At 49.4% G+C, this 17,341-nt stretch carries 11 protein-coding genes; 9 read left to right on the top strand and 2 right to left on the bottom strand.

All coding sequences use genetic code 11. The features are described from left to right. Positions 1-55 precede the first annotated feature (55 nt). From BOCO_RS01135 to galK, 4 genes are all read left to right on the top strand, one after another. Entirely contained in the window at positions 56-859 is an 804-nt protein-coding gene (locus BOCO_RS01135) for a polyprenol monophosphomannose synthase (RefSeq protein WP_338023396.1), read from the top strand. A 181-nt stretch (positions 860-1,040) separates the two neighbouring features. Then, positions 1,041-1,883 carry a DeoR/GlpR family DNA-binding transcription regulator gene (locus BOCO_RS01130; protein ID WP_169711878.1) on the top strand — a complete coding sequence of 281 codons (843 nt, stop codon included), beginning with the start codon at positions 1,041-1,043 and terminating at the stop codon, positions 1,881-1,883. Between the two features lie 43 nt (positions 1,884-1,926). After that, the gene (galT, locus tag BOCO_RS01125) at positions 1,927-3,210 is read left to right on the top strand and encodes a galactose-1-phosphate uridylyltransferase (RefSeq protein WP_094722278.1); all 1,284 of its coding nucleotides are present in this window, start codon (positions 1,927-1,929) and stop codon (positions 3,208-3,210) included. A 42-nt stretch (positions 3,211-3,252) separates the two neighbouring features. Further along, entirely contained in the window at positions 3,253-4,512 is a 1,260-nt protein-coding gene (galK, locus tag BOCO_RS01120; RefSeq protein ID WP_094722277.1) for a galactokinase, read from the top strand. Positions 4,513-4,540: 28 nt separating this feature from the next. Here the strand turns inward: galK and BOCO_RS01115 are convergent, their stop codons facing one another. Then, positions 4,541-5,194, bottom strand: a complete 654-nt coding sequence (locus BOCO_RS01115; RefSeq protein WP_094722276.1) for a tRNA (cytidine(34)-2'-O)-methyltransferase — start codon at positions 5,192-5,194, stop codon at positions 4,541-4,543. Positions 5,195-5,261: 67 nt separating this feature from the next. Between BOCO_RS01115 and BOCO_RS01110 the strand changes: the two genes are divergently transcribed. The 4 genes from BOCO_RS01110 (at position 5,262) to BOCO_RS01095 (ending at position 14,944) form a co-directional block, all read left to right on the top strand. Beyond that, on the top strand, positions 5,262-6,173 hold the full coding sequence (locus BOCO_RS01110) for an HhH-GPD family protein (RefSeq protein WP_094722275.1): 912 nt from the start codon (positions 5,262-5,264) through the stop codon (positions 6,171-6,173). Positions 6,174-6,192: 19 nt separating this feature from the next. Then, on the top strand, positions 6,193-6,873 hold the full coding sequence (locus BOCO_RS01105) for a hypothetical protein (RefSeq protein WP_094722274.1): 681 nt from the start codon (positions 6,193-6,195) through the stop codon (positions 6,871-6,873). A gap of 220 nt (positions 6,874-7,093) precedes the next feature. Continuing rightward, positions 7,094-10,660 carry a DNA-directed RNA polymerase subunit beta gene (gene rpoB / locus BOCO_RS01100; protein ID WP_094722273.1) on the top strand — a complete coding sequence of 1,189 codons (3,567 nt, stop codon included), beginning with the start codon at positions 7,094-7,096 and terminating at the stop codon, positions 10,658-10,660. Positions 10,661-10,768: 108 nt separating this feature from the next. After that, positions 10,769-14,944 (top strand): DNA-directed RNA polymerase subunit beta', encoded by a 4,176-nt coding sequence (locus tag BOCO_RS01095; RefSeq protein ID WP_244568707.1) that lies wholly within the window; start codon positions 10,769-10,771, stop codon positions 14,942-14,944. Between the two features lie 275 nt (positions 14,945-15,219). On the opposite strand, the gene BOCO_RS01090 is transcribed toward BOCO_RS01095, so the two are convergent. Then, positions 15,220-16,269: a serine/threonine-protein kinase gene (locus BOCO_RS01090; protein WP_094722272.1), complete on the bottom strand. Its 1,050-nt coding sequence runs from the start codon at positions 16,267-16,269 to the stop codon at positions 15,220-15,222. A gap of 214 nt (positions 16,270-16,483) precedes the next feature. Between BOCO_RS01090 and BOCO_RS01085 the strand changes: the two genes are divergently transcribed. Continuing rightward, on the top strand, positions 16,484-17,248 hold the full coding sequence (locus tag BOCO_RS01085) for a tyrosine-protein phosphatase (RefSeq protein WP_094722271.1): 765 nt from the start codon (positions 16,484-16,486) through the stop codon (positions 17,246-17,248). The last annotated feature ends 93 nt before the right edge of the window (positions 17,249-17,341 follow it).

Below are 17,341 nucleotides of genomic sequence, written 5' to 3'. Positions count from 1 at the left end.
CACCGCTTGTAGACTCCTGGCTTGGAATTGCTGATTTTAAGGTGCGGAGCCACTGATGCAAGCATCTCATGTACTTCAAGTATCGACACCCAGGCCAGATAAGCAATCGGATGCTTTGTCTAGGGGTGCAGGTGTATTAGTGGTAATGCCTACCTATAATGAGGCTGCCAGCATCAAGTCTACGGTAGGGCAAGTTCTGGATTATTGCCCTGAAATTACTATTTTGGTCGTTGATGATTGCTCGCCTGATGGGACAGGGCGCATAGCAGATGCTTTAGCTGGTCAAGATACCCGGGTGCATGTCATTCATCGCAATGGACCTCGAGGCCTGGGGCCAGCTTATTTAGCGGGGTTCGCATGGGGATTACAGGGTCAATATTGCACTATCTGTGAAATGGATATGGATGGATCACACCGTCCACAAGATTTACCGAGACTGTTACAAAAACTGGATCAAGCGGATGATATTGATGTGGTTATAGGCTCACGGCGTGTGGCTGGAGGCAAGACAGTGGGTTGGCCTTGGTATCGGGATTTCATATCTCGGTGCGGTTCTTGGTATGCTCATCGAGTTTTACACTTACCAATACGCGATGCTACAGCTGGCTTTCGGGCTTATCGAGCTAGTATGCTGCGCAGATTGGATTTGCAGGAGGTTGAATCTGCTGGTTATGTCTTCCAAATAGATATGATACGACGGGTTCAGCAAGCGGGCGGTAATATTGTCGAGCTCCCAATTGTGTTCATAGAGAGACGGTTGGGTGCTTCAAAAATGGGGTTGAAAATCGTTGTAGAAGCTATGGTGCGTGTTACGTCATGGTGGATTAGTCGTGTTGTGGCAGACTTGAGGTCACGATAGGGTGATATTGCAAGTTGTTCGTTTCTAACGTTATTGTAAACAACATATGTTAAGAATGTTCACTCTGAGACGCGGAACTCATTGCTCATAATGATTATGGCAACTTTAATAATCGTTGATATAACGCGTACATTATAGTGACGGATGAGTATGCTCGCCGATATTGTGTATTTGGGCGAAAGTGTGCGATAATGTTCAAATGATATCTTCTCAGAGGCAACATCTGATCCTTAATAGGCTCCGAACCCGAGGTGCAGTACGCATCAGTGCTCTATCGCACGAGCTAGGTGTTTCAGCGATGACTATTCGGCGTGATATTGCAGACCTGAGTGATAAAGGTCTACTGAAACGTGTGCATGGTGGTGCCGTTACCACCTCATCTCTTCTGGCTGAACCTCTTTTCTCAGTCAAGTCTCAGATGGATATGGGGCTCAAAGATGTTATTGCTCGCAGAGCTGTTTCCTATGTTTCCCCAGGCGATGTTATCGCTGTTGGTGGTGGCACCACTGCTTATGTGTTTGCGCAACACTTGCTGGAGTCTAGCCAGTGCGAAGGTATTACTCTTTTAACGAATTCCATTCCGGTGGCAGAACTTGTCCAAGCTATGGAGAATAAAGACGTTGAGGTTATAGTTACTGGCGGCGTAATCACTCGATCTAGCTCGCTCGTAGGTCCTATCGCAGATAAGGTAGTGGCTTCTCTGAGGATTAATACTGTCTTTTTAGGCACCCATTCTGTCTCCATTCCACGAGGTTTCCTGATGCCTAATTCTTTGGAAGCTGCTACTGATATGGCGCTTATGTCAATCGCTGACCGCACGATTATTTTGACTGATCACACCAAATGGTCATGCACTTCGCTTTCTCTGTTCGCATCCTTTGACCAAGTGGATACTGTTATAACTGACGATGGGCTCGATAAACAGTATGTTGACGAGACAAAGGCGTTAGTCCGTGAACTCGTTCTTACGCCCCGAGAAAAGGGTCGTGATGCACACATTGCCGAGTCTCATGGGGGCAGATAAGTGTCATTTCACATCGAAGTGTACAGGCAGGAAGGCGGGTTTCATGAATCAACGCGAGCTAGGACAGCAGGAGAAATGTCTATTTCATAACTACCAGCCGGGTGAGTATGCGCAAGAACATATTCGTATTACACCAACTAAACTCTCAGATGGACGCGAGTTCTTCTACTTGGATGACAGCCCAGAATATGTTAGCGGTAGTAAAACACGTGAGCTCAAGGATCCGAGACCATTAGCTGATCGCTTTGCCTCAACTGTTGATGAGGCGGGAAGGGTTGTAGCTCCACAAGCTCCACAGATGAGGCGAGATCCACTTACAGGTGATTGGATTCCCATGGCAACTGCCCGTATGGATCGACCCATTACAGCTGGTCCAAATGCATCTACAACCGGCAATCCACTGGCGGCACGTAAACTAGGCGATCCATATCAAGACGGTGAAGTGCCAGATACTGATTACGATGTGGTGGTCTTTGAGAATCGCTTCCCTTCAATGATGCAAGTGCCTGGTGACAAGCTCGAGACGACTTATATTAATGGAAACCACCTGTGGGAAGAACGGGAAGCCAATGGTAGGTGTGAAGTTGTATGCTTTGATCCTGATGAGAATGCTTTGCCTGCACAATTACCAATTCGACGTTTACGTACCGTCGTAGAGGCATGGGCCTTTCGCTCTGCTGAATTGAGCGCTTTGGATGGTATTGAACAAGTATTCCCTTTTGAAAATCATGGGCAGGAAATTGGTGTCTCACTGTCACATCCACATGGGCAGATTTACTCCTACCCCTTTGTTCCACCGAAGATGGAAGCTGAACTTCATCAAAGCCAGGTCTACCATGAACGTACAGGGGGTAACTTACTGCAAGACATCTTATCTGCTGAGATAGAAGCAGAAGAGCGTATTGTGATGCGTAATCATTCTTGGGTCGCCTACGTTCCTGCCGCAGCCCGTTGGCCATTAGAGGTTCATGTCGCACCAGTGAGAAATGGTCTTTTAAGTCTTGATCAGCTCAATGATCAAGAACGTTGGGACTTGGCGCAGATGTATTCGACTCTTCTCCAGAGGGGCAATGCTTTCTTTGATAAAGGTGACGGAAAAGGTATGGACCTCCCGTATATCGCTGCGTGGCACCAGGGCCCAGTTCGAGATTCAAGACGGGACAATTACCGATTGAACCTCCAGTTCTTTTCCTTGCGTCGCGCAACCCATAAAATGAAGTACCTAGCAGGGTCGGAATCGGGCATGGCTGCATGGATTTCTGACACTACACCTGAGAAAATCGCAAATCGTCTTCAAGAACTAGGACCTATAGATATCGAAAGCTAGTGGTTGTGTACCCCCAGCTGACAACGCAAAGGAGCGTACGGAATGGAAACTGTTGAATTCGTGGAGGCCATGACTACAGGTAGTCAAGGCTGTGGAACCAGACTTGCACAACAGCTATTTAGGGAGACCTTCAAGTATGAGGCAGAAGGCGTTTGGTCTTCTCCAGGCAGGGTCAATGTAATCGGGGAACATACTGATTATAATGCGGGCCTATGTCTGCCCATTGCCTTGCCTCATCGTACGTTTTTAGCCTTGCGAGCCAGGCAAGATGACAAGGTTCGTCTTGTTTCTTCATTTGCTCCCGAACAAATCGAACTAGCTGAACTTCATGGACTGCAGGCTGGTGGAGTCCAGGGATGGGCTGCTTACCCAGTGGGTGTGGCTTGGGCTTTGCGTAAGGCTGGTTTCGAACAAGTGGGGGGCTTTGATGCAGCTTTTGTTTCCTGTGTCCCAGTAGGTTCTGGACTCAGCTCTTCGGCAGCAATGACCTGCTCCACTGCTCTAGCCTTAGATGACGTTTACCAGTTAGGCTATGGGAGCACAGACGAGGGCCGGCTGACACTTATTGATGCAGCCATTCGATCTGAAAATGAAATGGCAGGTGCTTCAACAGGCGGTTTGGACCAATCTGCTTCGATGCGATGCCAGTCCGGGCATGCTATCGAATTGGATTGCAAGCCCGGGTTATCTGCTTTGCAGTCAGTGAAGCAAGTGCCCTTTGACCTGCTTGTTCATGGACTTGAACTGCTGGTTTTAGACACCCAGGCCCCCCATCAACTCAACGATGGACAATATGCAGCGAGGCGGAAGTCCTGTGAGGATGCTGCAGCTACTCTCGGAGTTGACAATTTACGGGTAGTTGCAGACGAAGTGGCGTCAGCCAGTGATTCACAGCAGGCTTTGGATGAAGTTCTGGGCAAATTAAGCGATCCTACGCAACGCAAAAGAGTGAGACATGTTATTACCGAGATAGCGCGCGTTGGACAATTTATAGATGCTTTTGGGGTGGGTGATATTGATCGGGCAGGTCAGCTCCTTGATGCCTCCCATGACTCTTTAAGGGATGACTATGAGGTAACAGTTCCAGAATTAGATATTGCGGTTGACGTTGCGCGGTTGCAAGGAGCTTACGGTGCTCGTATGACAGGTGGCGGCTTTGGTGGGTCAATTATTGCACTTGTGAAGAAAGGACAGTCACAGTTGGTGGCTCAGGAAGTTGCACGTGAGTTTGACCGGTTGGGTTTCCGCTGCCCCCGGGCGCTTGCTGCTGTGGCCTCGTCATCTGCTGAACGAGAGGTCTGACAGTACTAGCGGCAGTATGTGCTCACACTTACTGACCGCCAGCAAATCCAAGCTGTCTCCATGCTTCGTAGATAGCAATGGAGGCGCAATTAGTGAGGTTGAGTGAGCGCAAACTAGGTCGCATGGGAAGTCGAACCTGCTCAGCTATATGGGGGCCACCCATAATATCCATAGGATCGGGAATGTCGCCTGGCTCGGGGCCAAAGAGCAAGATGTCAGTTGGACGATATTCTATTTCCGTGTAGAGCTTGCTGGCATGGGCGGTGAACGCAATAACACGTGAGTTGGGCATGGTTTCCAGCACATTGTCGAAATTAGGGTGCAAGACCACGTGTGCCATATCGTGGTAGTCAAGCCCCGCCCGACGCAGCTTGGTATCTTTGAGGTTGAATCCTAGTGGCTCAACAAGGTGCAGGATAGTGCCCGTCACTGCGCACAACCTGATGGCTGACCCGGTATTACCTGGAATGCGAGGAGAGTAGTAGCACAGGTGAGGAGTTGTAGTGACCTGTTTAGCTGCATCCTCGGCTCGTAGCATGGCATCGGTCACTGCTATAGGGTTGCCATGAGCATCGGTAACGAGTTCATCAGGCTGATATCCAGTTTTTCGATATCCGTACTCATACATGCTGCTAACCTGTTCTGCCGCAGATTGCTGATTTGCTGTCTCGTGCTCACTCATACTGCACTAACCTAATCGTTGAAAGCGACAGCTGAAAGTCAGGCCGTTCACTCACAATGAGAGTATTATGACAGGCTCGCAGAAAAACGTACCAAGACCAATACAGCGATCCCATACACTGCTTGCTCACTGGTGGGAGAGCGGTGCGCGTGATCTGCCATGGAGGAATAGAAGTACCACCCCATGGGCGATCTTGGTTTGTGAAGTGATGAGCCAGCAGACACAGATGAGCCGGGTAGTTCCGTACTGGAAAAAATGGATGGAGCTGTGGCCTGATGCGGCTACTCTGGCGGATGCGACTCCAGCTGAAGTTATCACGGCATGGGGCAGGTTGGGATATCCTCGTAGGGCTTTAAGGCTCAAAGCATGTGCTCAACAGGTGCGAGATCGTTTCAACAATCAGTTACCTCAAACCTACGAAGAACTTATCTCTTTGCCTGGTATCGGTGATTACACAGCAAATGCAGTTCTTTCCTTTGCCTATGGTCAGCGAGTGGCTGTTATTGATACCAACATTCGCCGAGTGCTGACCCGTGTGTTTACTGGAGTTGAATCACATGGAGGCGCTACCAAACCACAAGATAAAGTTCTGGCCGAAGAGGTCTTGCCTGGTCAAGCTCAGGAAGCTGTGGTTTGGAATCAAGCAACTATGGAACTTGGTGCTCTCGTTTGCACTGCCAAGAACCCTGACTGCTCTCAATGCCCATTGAATGGCGTCTGTGCTTTTCTCAAAGCAGGTTGTCCAGGATTGGGGGAGGGGCGAACTAGACCACGCCAGCATTTCCGTGGTACTGACCGGCAGGTCAGAGGTGTCATTCTGGCTGCTCTACGTGAATTGCCAGTGGGTTCCAGTCTTCCTATGAATGAGGTTGATAACCTCTGGCCTGACGCCTCACAACTCGGTTCCTGCCTGGCATCACTCGACGACGATGGGCTTATTGAGATCGTGGGTGGAGATTCTATTCGTTTGCCCGGGTAAGCCAGTAGAATAAAGCAATATGACGAACAGGAAGATTAGTGAGCGCCAGCGCAAAGTGTATCGTAGGCGGCGAATCGTAGCTCTTATCATCTTGCTGCTTGTATTGATAGGACTGGTTTGGGGAATCTCTGCTGGCATACGTTCGCTTAACCGCTCGCGTGAACAGCCGAAAACTACCAGCCAATCGAGTTCAGCAGCTCCAACTCCTTCTTCTGCTGCTAGCAATAAAAAGAGCGAGGCTAAGGATAAAAAGGCTGTAAAAGATAAGGGAAAGCCAGCTGTTAACGATGAGAAATCCAGCATTCCAAATTGTTCTTCTAACGATACGGAATTGGCTTTAAGCGCCCCTGAACCTTCAACAATGGTGGGAGGTTATATAGATTTTACTGTATCAATCCGGCATGAGGGTTCAGATTCCTGTCTTATTGATGCTTCAAATGGCTCGCGTGTTTTGGTGATCACTTCAGGAGATCAAACGATCTGGCGCTCGGATTCCTGTCCAGTAGATAACCGCCTTTTGCTCATGGCGCAGGGAGATCGCGATGAGCAAAACATTCGTTGGGAGGCAAACTCAACTACAGACCAGTGTCAAAGTAGTGAGCGTTTGCCTAAAGTAAACTCGGGAAGCTACAAGGCACAGCTCATTCTCAAGTCAAATCCCAAGGTCAAATCCCAAGTTGTTCCCCTGCTAGTTGAATAAGGCTAAGTGGATTGTGGTGTAGTCAATATCGATGATAGTCGTACTTGCAAATTGCAAAATAACGTAGTAAACTTATGAATTTGTATGAGGTGTGTCATATAGCGGGCATGCGTCATAGAGGAGGCGCCCGCAGTTAGGCATATAGAGGCTATTCGGCGCTTGCTCTGGAGTAACGCATACAGGAATTATCGAGTACGGCGAACGATAAGGAAAGTCCATTTTGGCTGCCAAAAAAGCTGCAAAGAATACTACAAAAGTCCATGCACGCGCCGACGAAGCTGCAATCACCTTGCACAAAGCTTCTGACCGCGTGAATTTTGGTTCTATTAAAGAGCCTATAGATGTTCCATACTTGCTGGGTGTTCAGACTGATAGTTTCGACTGGCTCATCGGCAATGAGCGGTGGAAACAGCAGGTAGAAGAAGATGAGGCCAACGGTACCAATGTGGTGCCACACGTCTCAGGGTTAGAGGAAGTCTTCCAAGAGATTTCTCCTATTGAAAACTTTGCCCAGACCATGAGTCTGACATTCTCTGATCCTTACTTCGAAGAACCGCGCCACACGGTACAGGAGTGCAAGGAAAAGGATTACACCTACTCTGCACCTCTATACGTAAATGCTGAGTTCGAAAATGGAGACACTGGCGAGATCAAGAGCCAGACAGTCTTTATGGGTGATTTTCCCCTGCAAACTCCTCATGGCACGTTCATCATTGGAGGCACTGAGCGAGTAATTGTTACCCAACTTGTGCGTTCTCCTGGTGTTTACTTTGATCGTACCCCTGACCGTACTTCTGACAAGGAAGTATTCGGTGCGAAAATTATCCCATCACGTGGAGCTTGGCTTGAGTTCGAGATTGACAAGCGCGATACTCTGGGCGTACGTGTGGATCGCAAGCGTAAGCAGTCCGCTATTGTCTTCCTGATGGCTCTAGGTATGTCCAAGGCGGATATTCGTAAGGCCTTTAAGGGCTATCCGTTAGTTCTGGATGCATTAGAGAAGGAACAAATCGATAGTCAGGATGAAGCTCTGACTGATCTGTATCGCAAGATTCGACCAGCTGACTCTGCATCTCCAGAAGCTGGACGCAACCTGTTAGAATCCTTCTATTTCAACACAAAGCGTTATGATTTGGCCCGCGTTGGTCGTTACAAGATTAACCGTAAATTAGGTTTAGAATCTGACTACAATGACCGCAGCCTTCGTCCTGAAGACATCGTGGCTACCATCAAGTACTTAGTTACCTTACATGACGGTGGCAAGGAATTTGCTGGCAGGCGTGATGGTGAAGATGTACAGCTTCGTGTAGATGTGGACGACATTGACCACTTTGGCAACCGCCGTGTTCGTCAAGTTGGCGAGCTGATTCAAAATCAACTTCGTACCGGTCTGAGCCGCATGGAGCGAGTTGTTCGTGAGCGGATGACCACTCAAGATGCAGAGGCTATCACTCCTCAGTCCTTGATCAATATCCGTCCTCTGAATGCAACCATCAAGGAGTTCTTCGGAACTTCTCAGTTGTCACAGTTCATGGATCAAAACAACCCACTGTCTGGTGTGACCAATAAGCGTCGCCTTTCAGCCCTGGGTCCAGGAGGTCTTTCTCGAGACCGTGCGTCTATGGAAGTGCGAGATGTACACCCATCTCACTACGGGCGCATGTGTCCAATTGAGTCTCCTGAAGGTCCAAACATCGGTCTGATCGGATCTTTGGCAACGTTCGCGAGGGTCAATCCCTTTGGCTTCATTGAGACTCCTTACCGGAAGGTTGTTGACGGGCAAGTTACTGATGATGTGGTCTACATGACTGCTGATCAGGAGTCTGAACACACCATTGCTCAGGCAAACCAAGAATTGACAGATGATGGGCACTTTGTAGACTCTCAGGCTTTGGTAAGAAATGCCGAGGCAGAGGCAATAGATGTGCCTATTGACGAAGTTGATTTGATGGACGTTTCTCCACGACAGATGGTTTCTGTTGGCGCTTCGCTTATTCCATTCCTGGAACACGATGAGGGCCACCGAGCTCTCATGGGTACCAACATGCAGCGTCAGGCCGTGCCTTTGGTCAAGTCTGAACGTCCTCTGGTGGGTACCGGATCTGAGTGGCGCTCTGCGGTGGACTCTGGCGATGTGATCGTGGCAGAAAAACCAGGTGTCGTCACTTATGTCTCAGCTGACATGATTCGTGTTATGAACGACGATGGCACTCAGTCTTCATACCGCTTAGCTAAGTTCCAGCGTTCGAACCAGACTAACTGCTACAACCAGGTTGCACTAATTAAAGACGGTGAACGTGTAGAAGCAGGCACAGTTCTAGCCGATGGTCCCGCCACTGAGAAGGGCGAAATGGCTCTCGGAAAGAATGTCCTAGTGGCATTCATGCCATGGAATGGATACAACTACGAGGACGCCGTGATTATTTCTCAGCGCCTTGTCCGTGATGACACTCTCTCTTCTATCCATATCGAAGAGTACGAAATTGATGCCCGTGAAACGAAGTTGGGTGCTGAAGAGATTACTCGGGATCTGCCAAACGTTGGTGAGGATGCAGTAGCTAACTTAGACGAACGCGGTATCATCCGTATTGGTGCAGAGGTCGAAGCCGGCGACATTCTTGTCGGTAAGGTGACCCCCAAGGGTGAAACTGAACTTACTCCAGAAGAGCGACTCCTACGCGCTATCTTCGGTGAGAAGAGCCGCGAAGTCCGAGATACTTCGCTGCGTGTGCCTCACGGTGAGACCGGTACTGTCATTCAAATTAAGGAAATCACACGCGAAGAGGCAGAAGAAGACGGCGATGAGCTGCCTAACGGTGTCAACCGTATGATTCGGGTGTATGTGGCTCAGCACAGGAAGATCACCCAGGGTGATAAGCTATCGGGCCGCCACGGTAATAAGGGTGTTATTTCCCGTATTTTGCCGGAAGAAGACATGCCCTTCCTGCCTGATGGTACACCAATCGACATCATGCTCAACCCACTGGGTGTACCTAGCCGAATGAACCTTGGCCAGGTGCTAGAGCTCCACTTGGGCTGGATTGCACATGCAGGTTGGGATATTAGTTTGGATCCCGACTTGGAAGCTGAGTGGAAGAAGTACGTGCCTCAGGGTGCAGAAAAGGGTGAGCCAGGTACTCCTGTAGCTACACCTGTCTTCGATGGTGTTCGTCCTGAGACCATTAGAGGCCTCCTCAAGAGCACCCTTCCTGACCGCGATGGCAATAAGCTTGTTGGTGATAATGGTAAGGCTGTACTGTATGACGGTCGTACAGGTGAACCTTTCCCGAAGCCAATTTCAGTGGGCTATATGTACATGCTCAAGTTGCACCACTTGGTCGATGACAAGATTCATGCTCGTTCCACAGGCCCGTACTCGATGATTACACAGCAGCCTTTGGGTGGAAAGGCACAATTCGGTGGTCAGCGCTTCGGTGAGATGGAAGTTTGGGCCCTTGAGGCCTATGGTGCTGCATACACTCTGCACGAGATGATGACGACAAAGTCTGATGACGTCGATGGTCGCGTGAGAGCATATGGTGCCATAGTTAGAGGAGAGAATCTCCCACCGGCAGGTATCCCTGAGTCCTTCAAGGTACTGCTGAAGGAAATGCAGTCGCTGTCTCTTAACGTTGAAGTTCTCAATGCAGAAGGCAATACCATTGAGATGCGCGATGAGGAAGATGATCCGGTGGACGCATCTAATGACTTAGGCTTCAATATCGGAGCCCGACCCGATGCATCAGCTAAGGTTGACCAGAGTGCTCCTGAACCGGAGTATCGATAGGCGGATAGCCAATATGGGTTACCAACGTACTTTCGCTGGTAACCCCCCTAAGAGTCGAAGAAGCAGCAGATTATAGAGCTGCATGATTGTGAAAGACAGGACAACATAGTGTTGGATGTCAATGCTTTTGACAAACTGAGAATTGGATTGGCCACTGCCGATGATATTCGTAGCTGGAGCTACGGCGAGGTCAAGAAGCCAGAAACTATTAACTACAGAACGCTTAAGCCGGAAAAAGATGGTCTTTTCGGTGAGCAAATCTTCGGGCCAACCCGAGATTGGGAATGCGCCTGCGGTAAGTACAAGCGTGTTCGCTTTAAGGGCATTGTTTGCGAACGTTGCGGGGTTGAAGTTACCAGGTCACGTGTCCGTCGTGAACGTATGGGTCACATTGAGCTAGCAGCTCCAGTTACCCATATTTGGTACTTCAAGGGTGTTCCTTCTCGCTTGGGTTACCTGCTAGACATAGCTCCTAAGGATTTGGAAAAGGTTATTTACTTCGCTGCCTACATGGTTACTAAAGTAAATGATGAGCAGCGTCATCAGGACCTGCCAGATCTTCAGGATGAGTTTGATAACGAGATAGCTCAGCTGGAGAAGAAGCGCGATATTGAAATCGAAAAACGTGCTAAGAAACTCGAAGAAGATTTAGCTGAACTCGAACAAACCGATGAAGCTAAAGGCAGCATGAAGAGCCGTCTGCGTAACGGTGCAGAGCGAGATATGACCTCAATCCGTAAACGCTATGACGATCAGATCCAGCGCCTGACCGTTGTGTTCGACAGCTTCAAAGAATTGAAGCCTGGTGACATGGAAGGTGATGTGGACCTGTGGCGAGAGATGCAGGACCGTTACGGTGACTACTTCGAAGGTTGCATGGGTGCAGAGGCAATTAAGAAGCGTTTGCAGGACTTCGATTTGGAAGCTGCAGCTAAGGAACTGCGTGAAGAGATTGCTACTGGTACCGGCCAGCGTAAGGCTCGTGCTTTAAAGCGTTTGAAGGTTGTTAACGCCTTCCTAACCACTGAAAATAAGCCAGAAGCAATGGTCTTAGACGCAATCCCAGTGATTCCTCCGGACCTGCGTCCAATGGTTCAGCTGGATGGTGGACGTTTCGCAACCTCGGATTTGAACGATCTATACCGTCGTGTCATCAACCGTAACAATCGCTTGAAGCGATTACTAGAGTTGAATGCGCCTGAGATCATGCTCAACAATGAAAAGAGGATGCTTCAGGAGGCTGTTGACTCCCTCTTTGACAACGGTCGCCGTGGCCGTCCAGTTACAGGTGCTTCAAACAGACCTTTGAAGTCCTTGGCAGATATGCTCAAAGGTAAGCAGGGTCGTTTCCGTCAAAACTTGCTGGGTAAGCGTGTTGATTACTCTGGTCGTTCTGTTATCGTGGTTGGCCCATCTTTGCGTATGCACCAGTGTGGTCTACCTAAGCCGATGGCCTTGGAACTCTTCAAGCCCTTCGTTATTAAGCGTTTAGTGGACATGAACTTTGCGCAGAACATGAAGTCAGCAAAGCGCCTCGTTGATCGCGGTGACGCTGCAGTGTGGGGAGTGCTCGAGGAAGTTATTGCAGAACATCCTGTCTTGCTTAACCGTGCACCAACCTTGCACCGTCTTGGTATTCAGGCCTTTGAACCAATCCTCGTTGAAGGTAAAGCTATCCACCTGCCTCCATTGGCTTGTGCAGCTTTCAATGCCGACTTCGATGGTGATCAGATGGCAGTCCACCTGCCACTATCAGCAGAAGCCCAGGCTGAGGCACGTTCACTCATGCTCGCTTCGGACAACATTCTCAAGCCTGCTGATGGACACACAGTCACCATGCCATCTCAGGATATGATTCTGGGTCTGTACTACTTGACGACCGTAGTGGATGGTGCCAAAGGGCAGGGCCGCATCTTCTCCTCTATGTCTGAGGCACGTATGGCCTTAGACTTGGGCGAAATCGATATGCAGGCGAAGATTCTACTGCGCGTTCCTGCAGATTTTGTAATGCCTAAGGATTGGCAGCCAGGAGAGCTGAAGGCCGTAGACCCTGAGCCAGGCAGCCCAGATGTGGTGAAGGAAGAAGTCTTCACAGACGGTTCCAAGCTCTTTGCTACCAACTATGGGCGTGTGCTCTTCAACCGTACCCTGCCTGTTGACTATCCGTTCGTCAACGAGCAGGTAGCTAAGGGTAAACTGGCTGGCATCGTCGATGACATTGCTACTCGTTATTCCACAGCACAGGTTGCGGCTAGCTTGGATGCCCTTAAGGATCTAGGTTTCACACGCGCACCTTGGTCTGGCGTTACTATGGCCTTCTCAGATATCGTCGTACCGCCAGATCGCTCAGAGATCATCAAGGAATATGAGGGTCAGGCTAATAAAGTCAACTCCCAGTATGACATGGGTCTGCTGACCAATGAGGAGCGTCGTCAGGAACTGATTAACCTGTGGACTGAATGCACCGATAAGGTTGCGGATGCCATGCGTGACAACTTCCATGATGCTAATAATGTGAACATCATGGTCCAGTCCGGTGCTCGCGGTAACTGGATGCAGATTCGTCAGATTGCTGGTATGCGTGGTCTCGTGGCCAATCCGAAGGGTGAAATTATCCCCCGACCGGTGAAGTCAAACTACCACGACGGACTTTCCGTTTTGGAGTACTTCATCTCTCAGCACGGCGCCCGTAAGGGTCTGGCTGATACTGCACTTCGCACGGCTGAGTCCGGATACTTGACCCGTCGTCTGGTGGACGTATCTCAGGACGTCATCATCCGTGAGGAAGATTGCGGCACTAAGCGAGGCCTGGCTATGAAGGTTGCTGAGCGCGATGATAACGGTAACCTAGTTCTCGTCAAAGCTGCTGACGGTGGTCCATACTCTCGTCTGCTTGCTGAGAATGTCCTTGATCCACAAGATGGCAAGACCGTGCTGTACAAGCGCGACGATGCTCTGTCAATGGATGTCCTTCGTGACTTGGTTGCTCATGGAGTAGAAGAAGTTAAGTGCCGTTCAGTACTGACCTGCGAATCAAGTCGCGGAGTGTGTGCTAAGTGCTATGGCTGGTCACTTGCCACCATGCGCTTGGTTGATGTGGGTGAGGCAGTCGGTATTGTAGCTGCTCAGTCCATCGGCGAACCTGGTACCCAGCTGACCTTGCGTTCCTTCCACTCCGGTGGTGTGGCCTCGGCTTCCGATATTACCCAGGGTCTACCTCGTGTGACCGAGCTCTTTGAAGCACGTACTCCTAAGGGTGAGGCTCCGATTGCTGAGTTCCCTGGAACCGTCAAGGTGGAAGACACTGATCGAGGTCGTCAGGTGACATTGACTCCTGATGATGGAACTATCGAGCCACTCAGCTACCCAGTAACACGTCGTGCACCCATGTTGGTGAAAGACGGGCAGCATGTGGAAGCTGGCACTCAGCTGATCGAAGGTTCGGTCGATCCTAAGAAGATTCTGCGTATTCTCGGACCTCGTGCGGCTCAGGTCAATATCGTGGATGAAGTGCACACTGTGTACCGCTCTCAGGGTGTTGATATTCACGACAAGCACATTGAAGTTATTGTGCATCAGATGTTGCGTCGTGTTACGGTCATTGATTCTGGTGATACTGATCTGTTGCCAGGTGAGTTAGTTGACCAGGCAAGGTTCCGTTCTGCCAATATGAAGGCCGTCAAGGCGGGTGGCAAGCCTGCTGCTGGACGACCAGAGCTGATGGGTATTACTAAGGCTTCGCTGGCGACAGATTCATGGCTCTCTGCTGCTTCCTTCCAAGAGACTACTCGTGTTCTTACCGAGGCAGCCTTGAGCCAGAAGGTCGATGACTTGAAGGGTCTCAAAGAGAACGTCATTATCGGTAAGCTGATTCCTGCAGGAACCGGCTTAGCTCGTTACCGCAATGCCAAGGTTGAACCAGACAAGGCTATTCGCGATACCATTTACCCGAACTTCGGCTTGGGGAACAATGGATCTGGCGATCTGTCTGATGCAGATTTGGCAGATGTCGATTTCTCCAATATCGACTTCGGTGACTTGAAACTAGGAGATGATTTCAACCCGGACGATTTCCTGAATGATGAGGGTGGACAGGCCAGTCTCGACATGAGTATGGAAATGCCAAGCAACTTGGACATAGCTGCTCAGATTGAAGACGACAAGTCTGAGGATGGCTCATCTAACACTGATCAGTCACACGGTGAACCGGCTGATGGTGGACAGGGTGTGAATCCTGCTTCCACTGGCGACAGTGAGGCTTCCGTATTCGGAGCTGATGAGTAAGCTGGATTCGCAGTTACTGCACTAACAAAACCCGCCGAGGTAATGAGCCAAGGCGGGTTTTGCTATTTATGTATGACATGACCCATGCATAATCGATGGCCTAATTCGTGTGGGACACAACAGTGAAGTGTGTTTTTCTGAGATGGTACAAGCAATAAGCCTCAAACGAAAGAATGAAGACAGCTTACTGGTACATACCAAGTTCTAGGTGTTGTTTCAGCTCGGCGGCTTTGCTTGCAGGTTATACGGTTCGAATGAGGATCATTCCAATGGTGTTATAAGGCTCGTGTGTTGTGCTGTTTCGGAGGTGGTGGGTTTAATGTTTTTGGATTACTTCCTGTCGGGACTCTGTCTCGCAATGCTGTCTGATTCCCCCGTGACCGGTAAGTATTCAGCCTTGCCAAACGTCCGCTCGTTCCCAATTCCTCACTAGTAGGATAGGGATCAGTGTTATGAGCTATCAACGGTGTCATTGACCCGTAGAGGTGAGCCTGTAAGACTTGCATATCTCTTGCAAAATCAAGGGCAGAGAAGTAACGTTCTTCTTGATTGTGCGCCATTGTTTTGCGCAGGACTCGTTCAAAGTCGGTGTCTGCTTCTCTTCGGCGCAGTTTTGGGAGCTCTAAAGTGGTAATAGCCTCAGACAACTCTTGTTCGTTGTGCACCTTGAAGCCGTATTCATATGGTGACTTACCGGTTAAGAGACCAAACAGAGTTGCGCCTAAAGAGTAAATGTCACTAGCCTCAGATCCACCAGACTGGTGAGCAATGACTTCTGGAGCAGCCCAGGGAATTGATAGCCCCTTGGCCTGAGAAGCACGATATGTAGAGGCTGAGATACCAAAATCAGCCAATACTGGCAGGTTATCAGCTGTAATGAGTACATTTCCAGGTTTTACATCACGGTGAATAATGCCTTGCTGATGAGCAGTATAGAGTGCAGAGGCAATATGCACCCCCAAATTCAGTGCCTGTGGCTGACTGAGAGGCTTAGTTTTCATGATGCGCTTACAGTTTCCACCGGGAGCGTATTCCATGACAATGTAGTCGTGGCCATCCCGACTCACACCTGCCGAAAAAATGCTAAGAATAGCTGGATGCTTGGAAAGGCGGGCCATGAACGTTGCTTCTTTCAAAAAGAGTTCATGGGATTTGTTATTGGCTCTTTGCTTTGAGACTTTGACTGCAACTAACCGCTGGGCTTCTTTTTGTTCGTAAAGATAAACCCAGCAGGTTCCGCCAGAGCCTAGTGGGCGTAGATATCTGAGGTTTCGGATAACGGGAGCCTGATGCTGCATTGGTGCTGCTCCAGTTACTGCCGTCATTTCTACACCTTCTTCCTGAGTTCTCGTTCAGTCAATACCCATACCCGCATTCTATTAGAGAGGCAGGAGCATAGTGCATGCCAAGAATATTATGCTCGTATGAGGAACAGTAATAACGGGGTGCTACAGTAGTCCACCACCGAGGATAATGCCAGGTGATGGGCTTATACTGTGTGGTAGTTGGCTGAAGAACACTTAAGACTAAGGGGAAATATTGGTAGGAATAAATCATGTTGATGGACTGTATAACTTCCGTGATGTCGGTGGAATGGAGACAGATAACGGGCATATAACTGGGGGGTTGCTCTACCGCTCTGAAGCCCTATTTGGCCTCAGTGAACAAGGTAAACGACAGCTCGAGGCCTCACCGTTGAAGCTCATACTTGACTTACGGGCAGATGAAGAGGCTACAAAACAGCCTGATCCTGATCTTGACGGTATCGAAAAAGTGCACATTCCCATGTTGAGTGGTGCCATGCCAGAAGATGAGCAAGATATACAAGAGAGGGAAGGCCAGCATAAGGATGCTGCTGAGCTTCTACACCAGACCTACCTGTCTCTCATTGCAAACAATGGGAAAGATTATGTCAATATTGTCCATCATGTTGCTCAGACTGCTTCTGAAGGTAAAGGTACGTTGATTCACTGCTCAGCTGGCAAGGATCGCACTGGTACATCAGTCGCTTTCATTCTCAGCTTGGCAGGCGCTAAACGTGAGCAGATCGTTGCAGATTATGCTGCTTCTCAGAAGAACCTGAGCGGAGCTTGGCAGGACGCTATGCTGGCTGCAATTGAAAAAACAGGCGTATCTGTTCCAGAAGCTATTAGACCGATGATGGTGCTGACACCTCCTGAACTCATCGAAGAAATCTTGAGCAAAATTGACTCTGAATATGGTGGTGTGGCTGACTACATTCTCGCTCATGGAGGAAGTCAAGCAGACATAGACAGTATTCGCAAGGCTTTGAGAAGCAACTGAAATAAAGGTGTACTCTTACACTCATTGCAATACTGTGTACTAGTTAGCTGCTTGAGGGAGATGATCTCGGTAGACTATGCCGAATCGTAGGCT

This window comes from Bombiscardovia coagulans, from assembly GCF_002259585.1.
In the GTDB taxonomy this organism is placed as follows: Bacteria; Actinomycetota; Actinomycetes; order Actinomycetales; family Bifidobacteriaceae; genus Bombiscardovia; species Bombiscardovia coagulans.
This window is presented reverse-complemented; position numbering and strand designations above follow the sequence as displayed.

Coding starts and splice junctions, on each gene's coding strand:
- galT (WP_094722278.1), top strand. CDS start 1,927: ATGAATCAACGCGAGCTAGGACAGCAGGAGAAATGTCTATTTCATAAC.
- BOCO_RS01110 (WP_094722275.1), top strand. CDS start 5,262: ATGACAGGCTCGCAGAAAAACGTACCAAGACCAATACAGCGATCCCAT.
- BOCO_RS01115 (WP_094722276.1), bottom strand. CDS start 5,194: ATGAGTGAGCACGAGACAGCAAATCAGCAATCTGCGGCAGAACAGGTT.
- BOCO_RS01090 (WP_094722272.1), bottom strand. CDS start 16,269: ATGACGGCAGTAACTGGAGCAGCACCAATGCAGCATCAGGCTCCCGTT.
- BOCO_RS01105 (WP_094722274.1), top strand. CDS start 6,193: ATGACGAACAGGAAGATTAGTGAGCGCCAGCGCAAAGTGTATCGTAGG.
- BOCO_RS01135 (WP_338023396.1), top strand. CDS start 56: ATGCAAGCATCTCATGTACTTCAAGTATCGACACCCAGGCCAGATAAG.
- galK (WP_094722277.1), top strand. CDS start 3,253: ATGGAAACTGTTGAATTCGTGGAGGCCATGACTACAGGTAGTCAAGGC.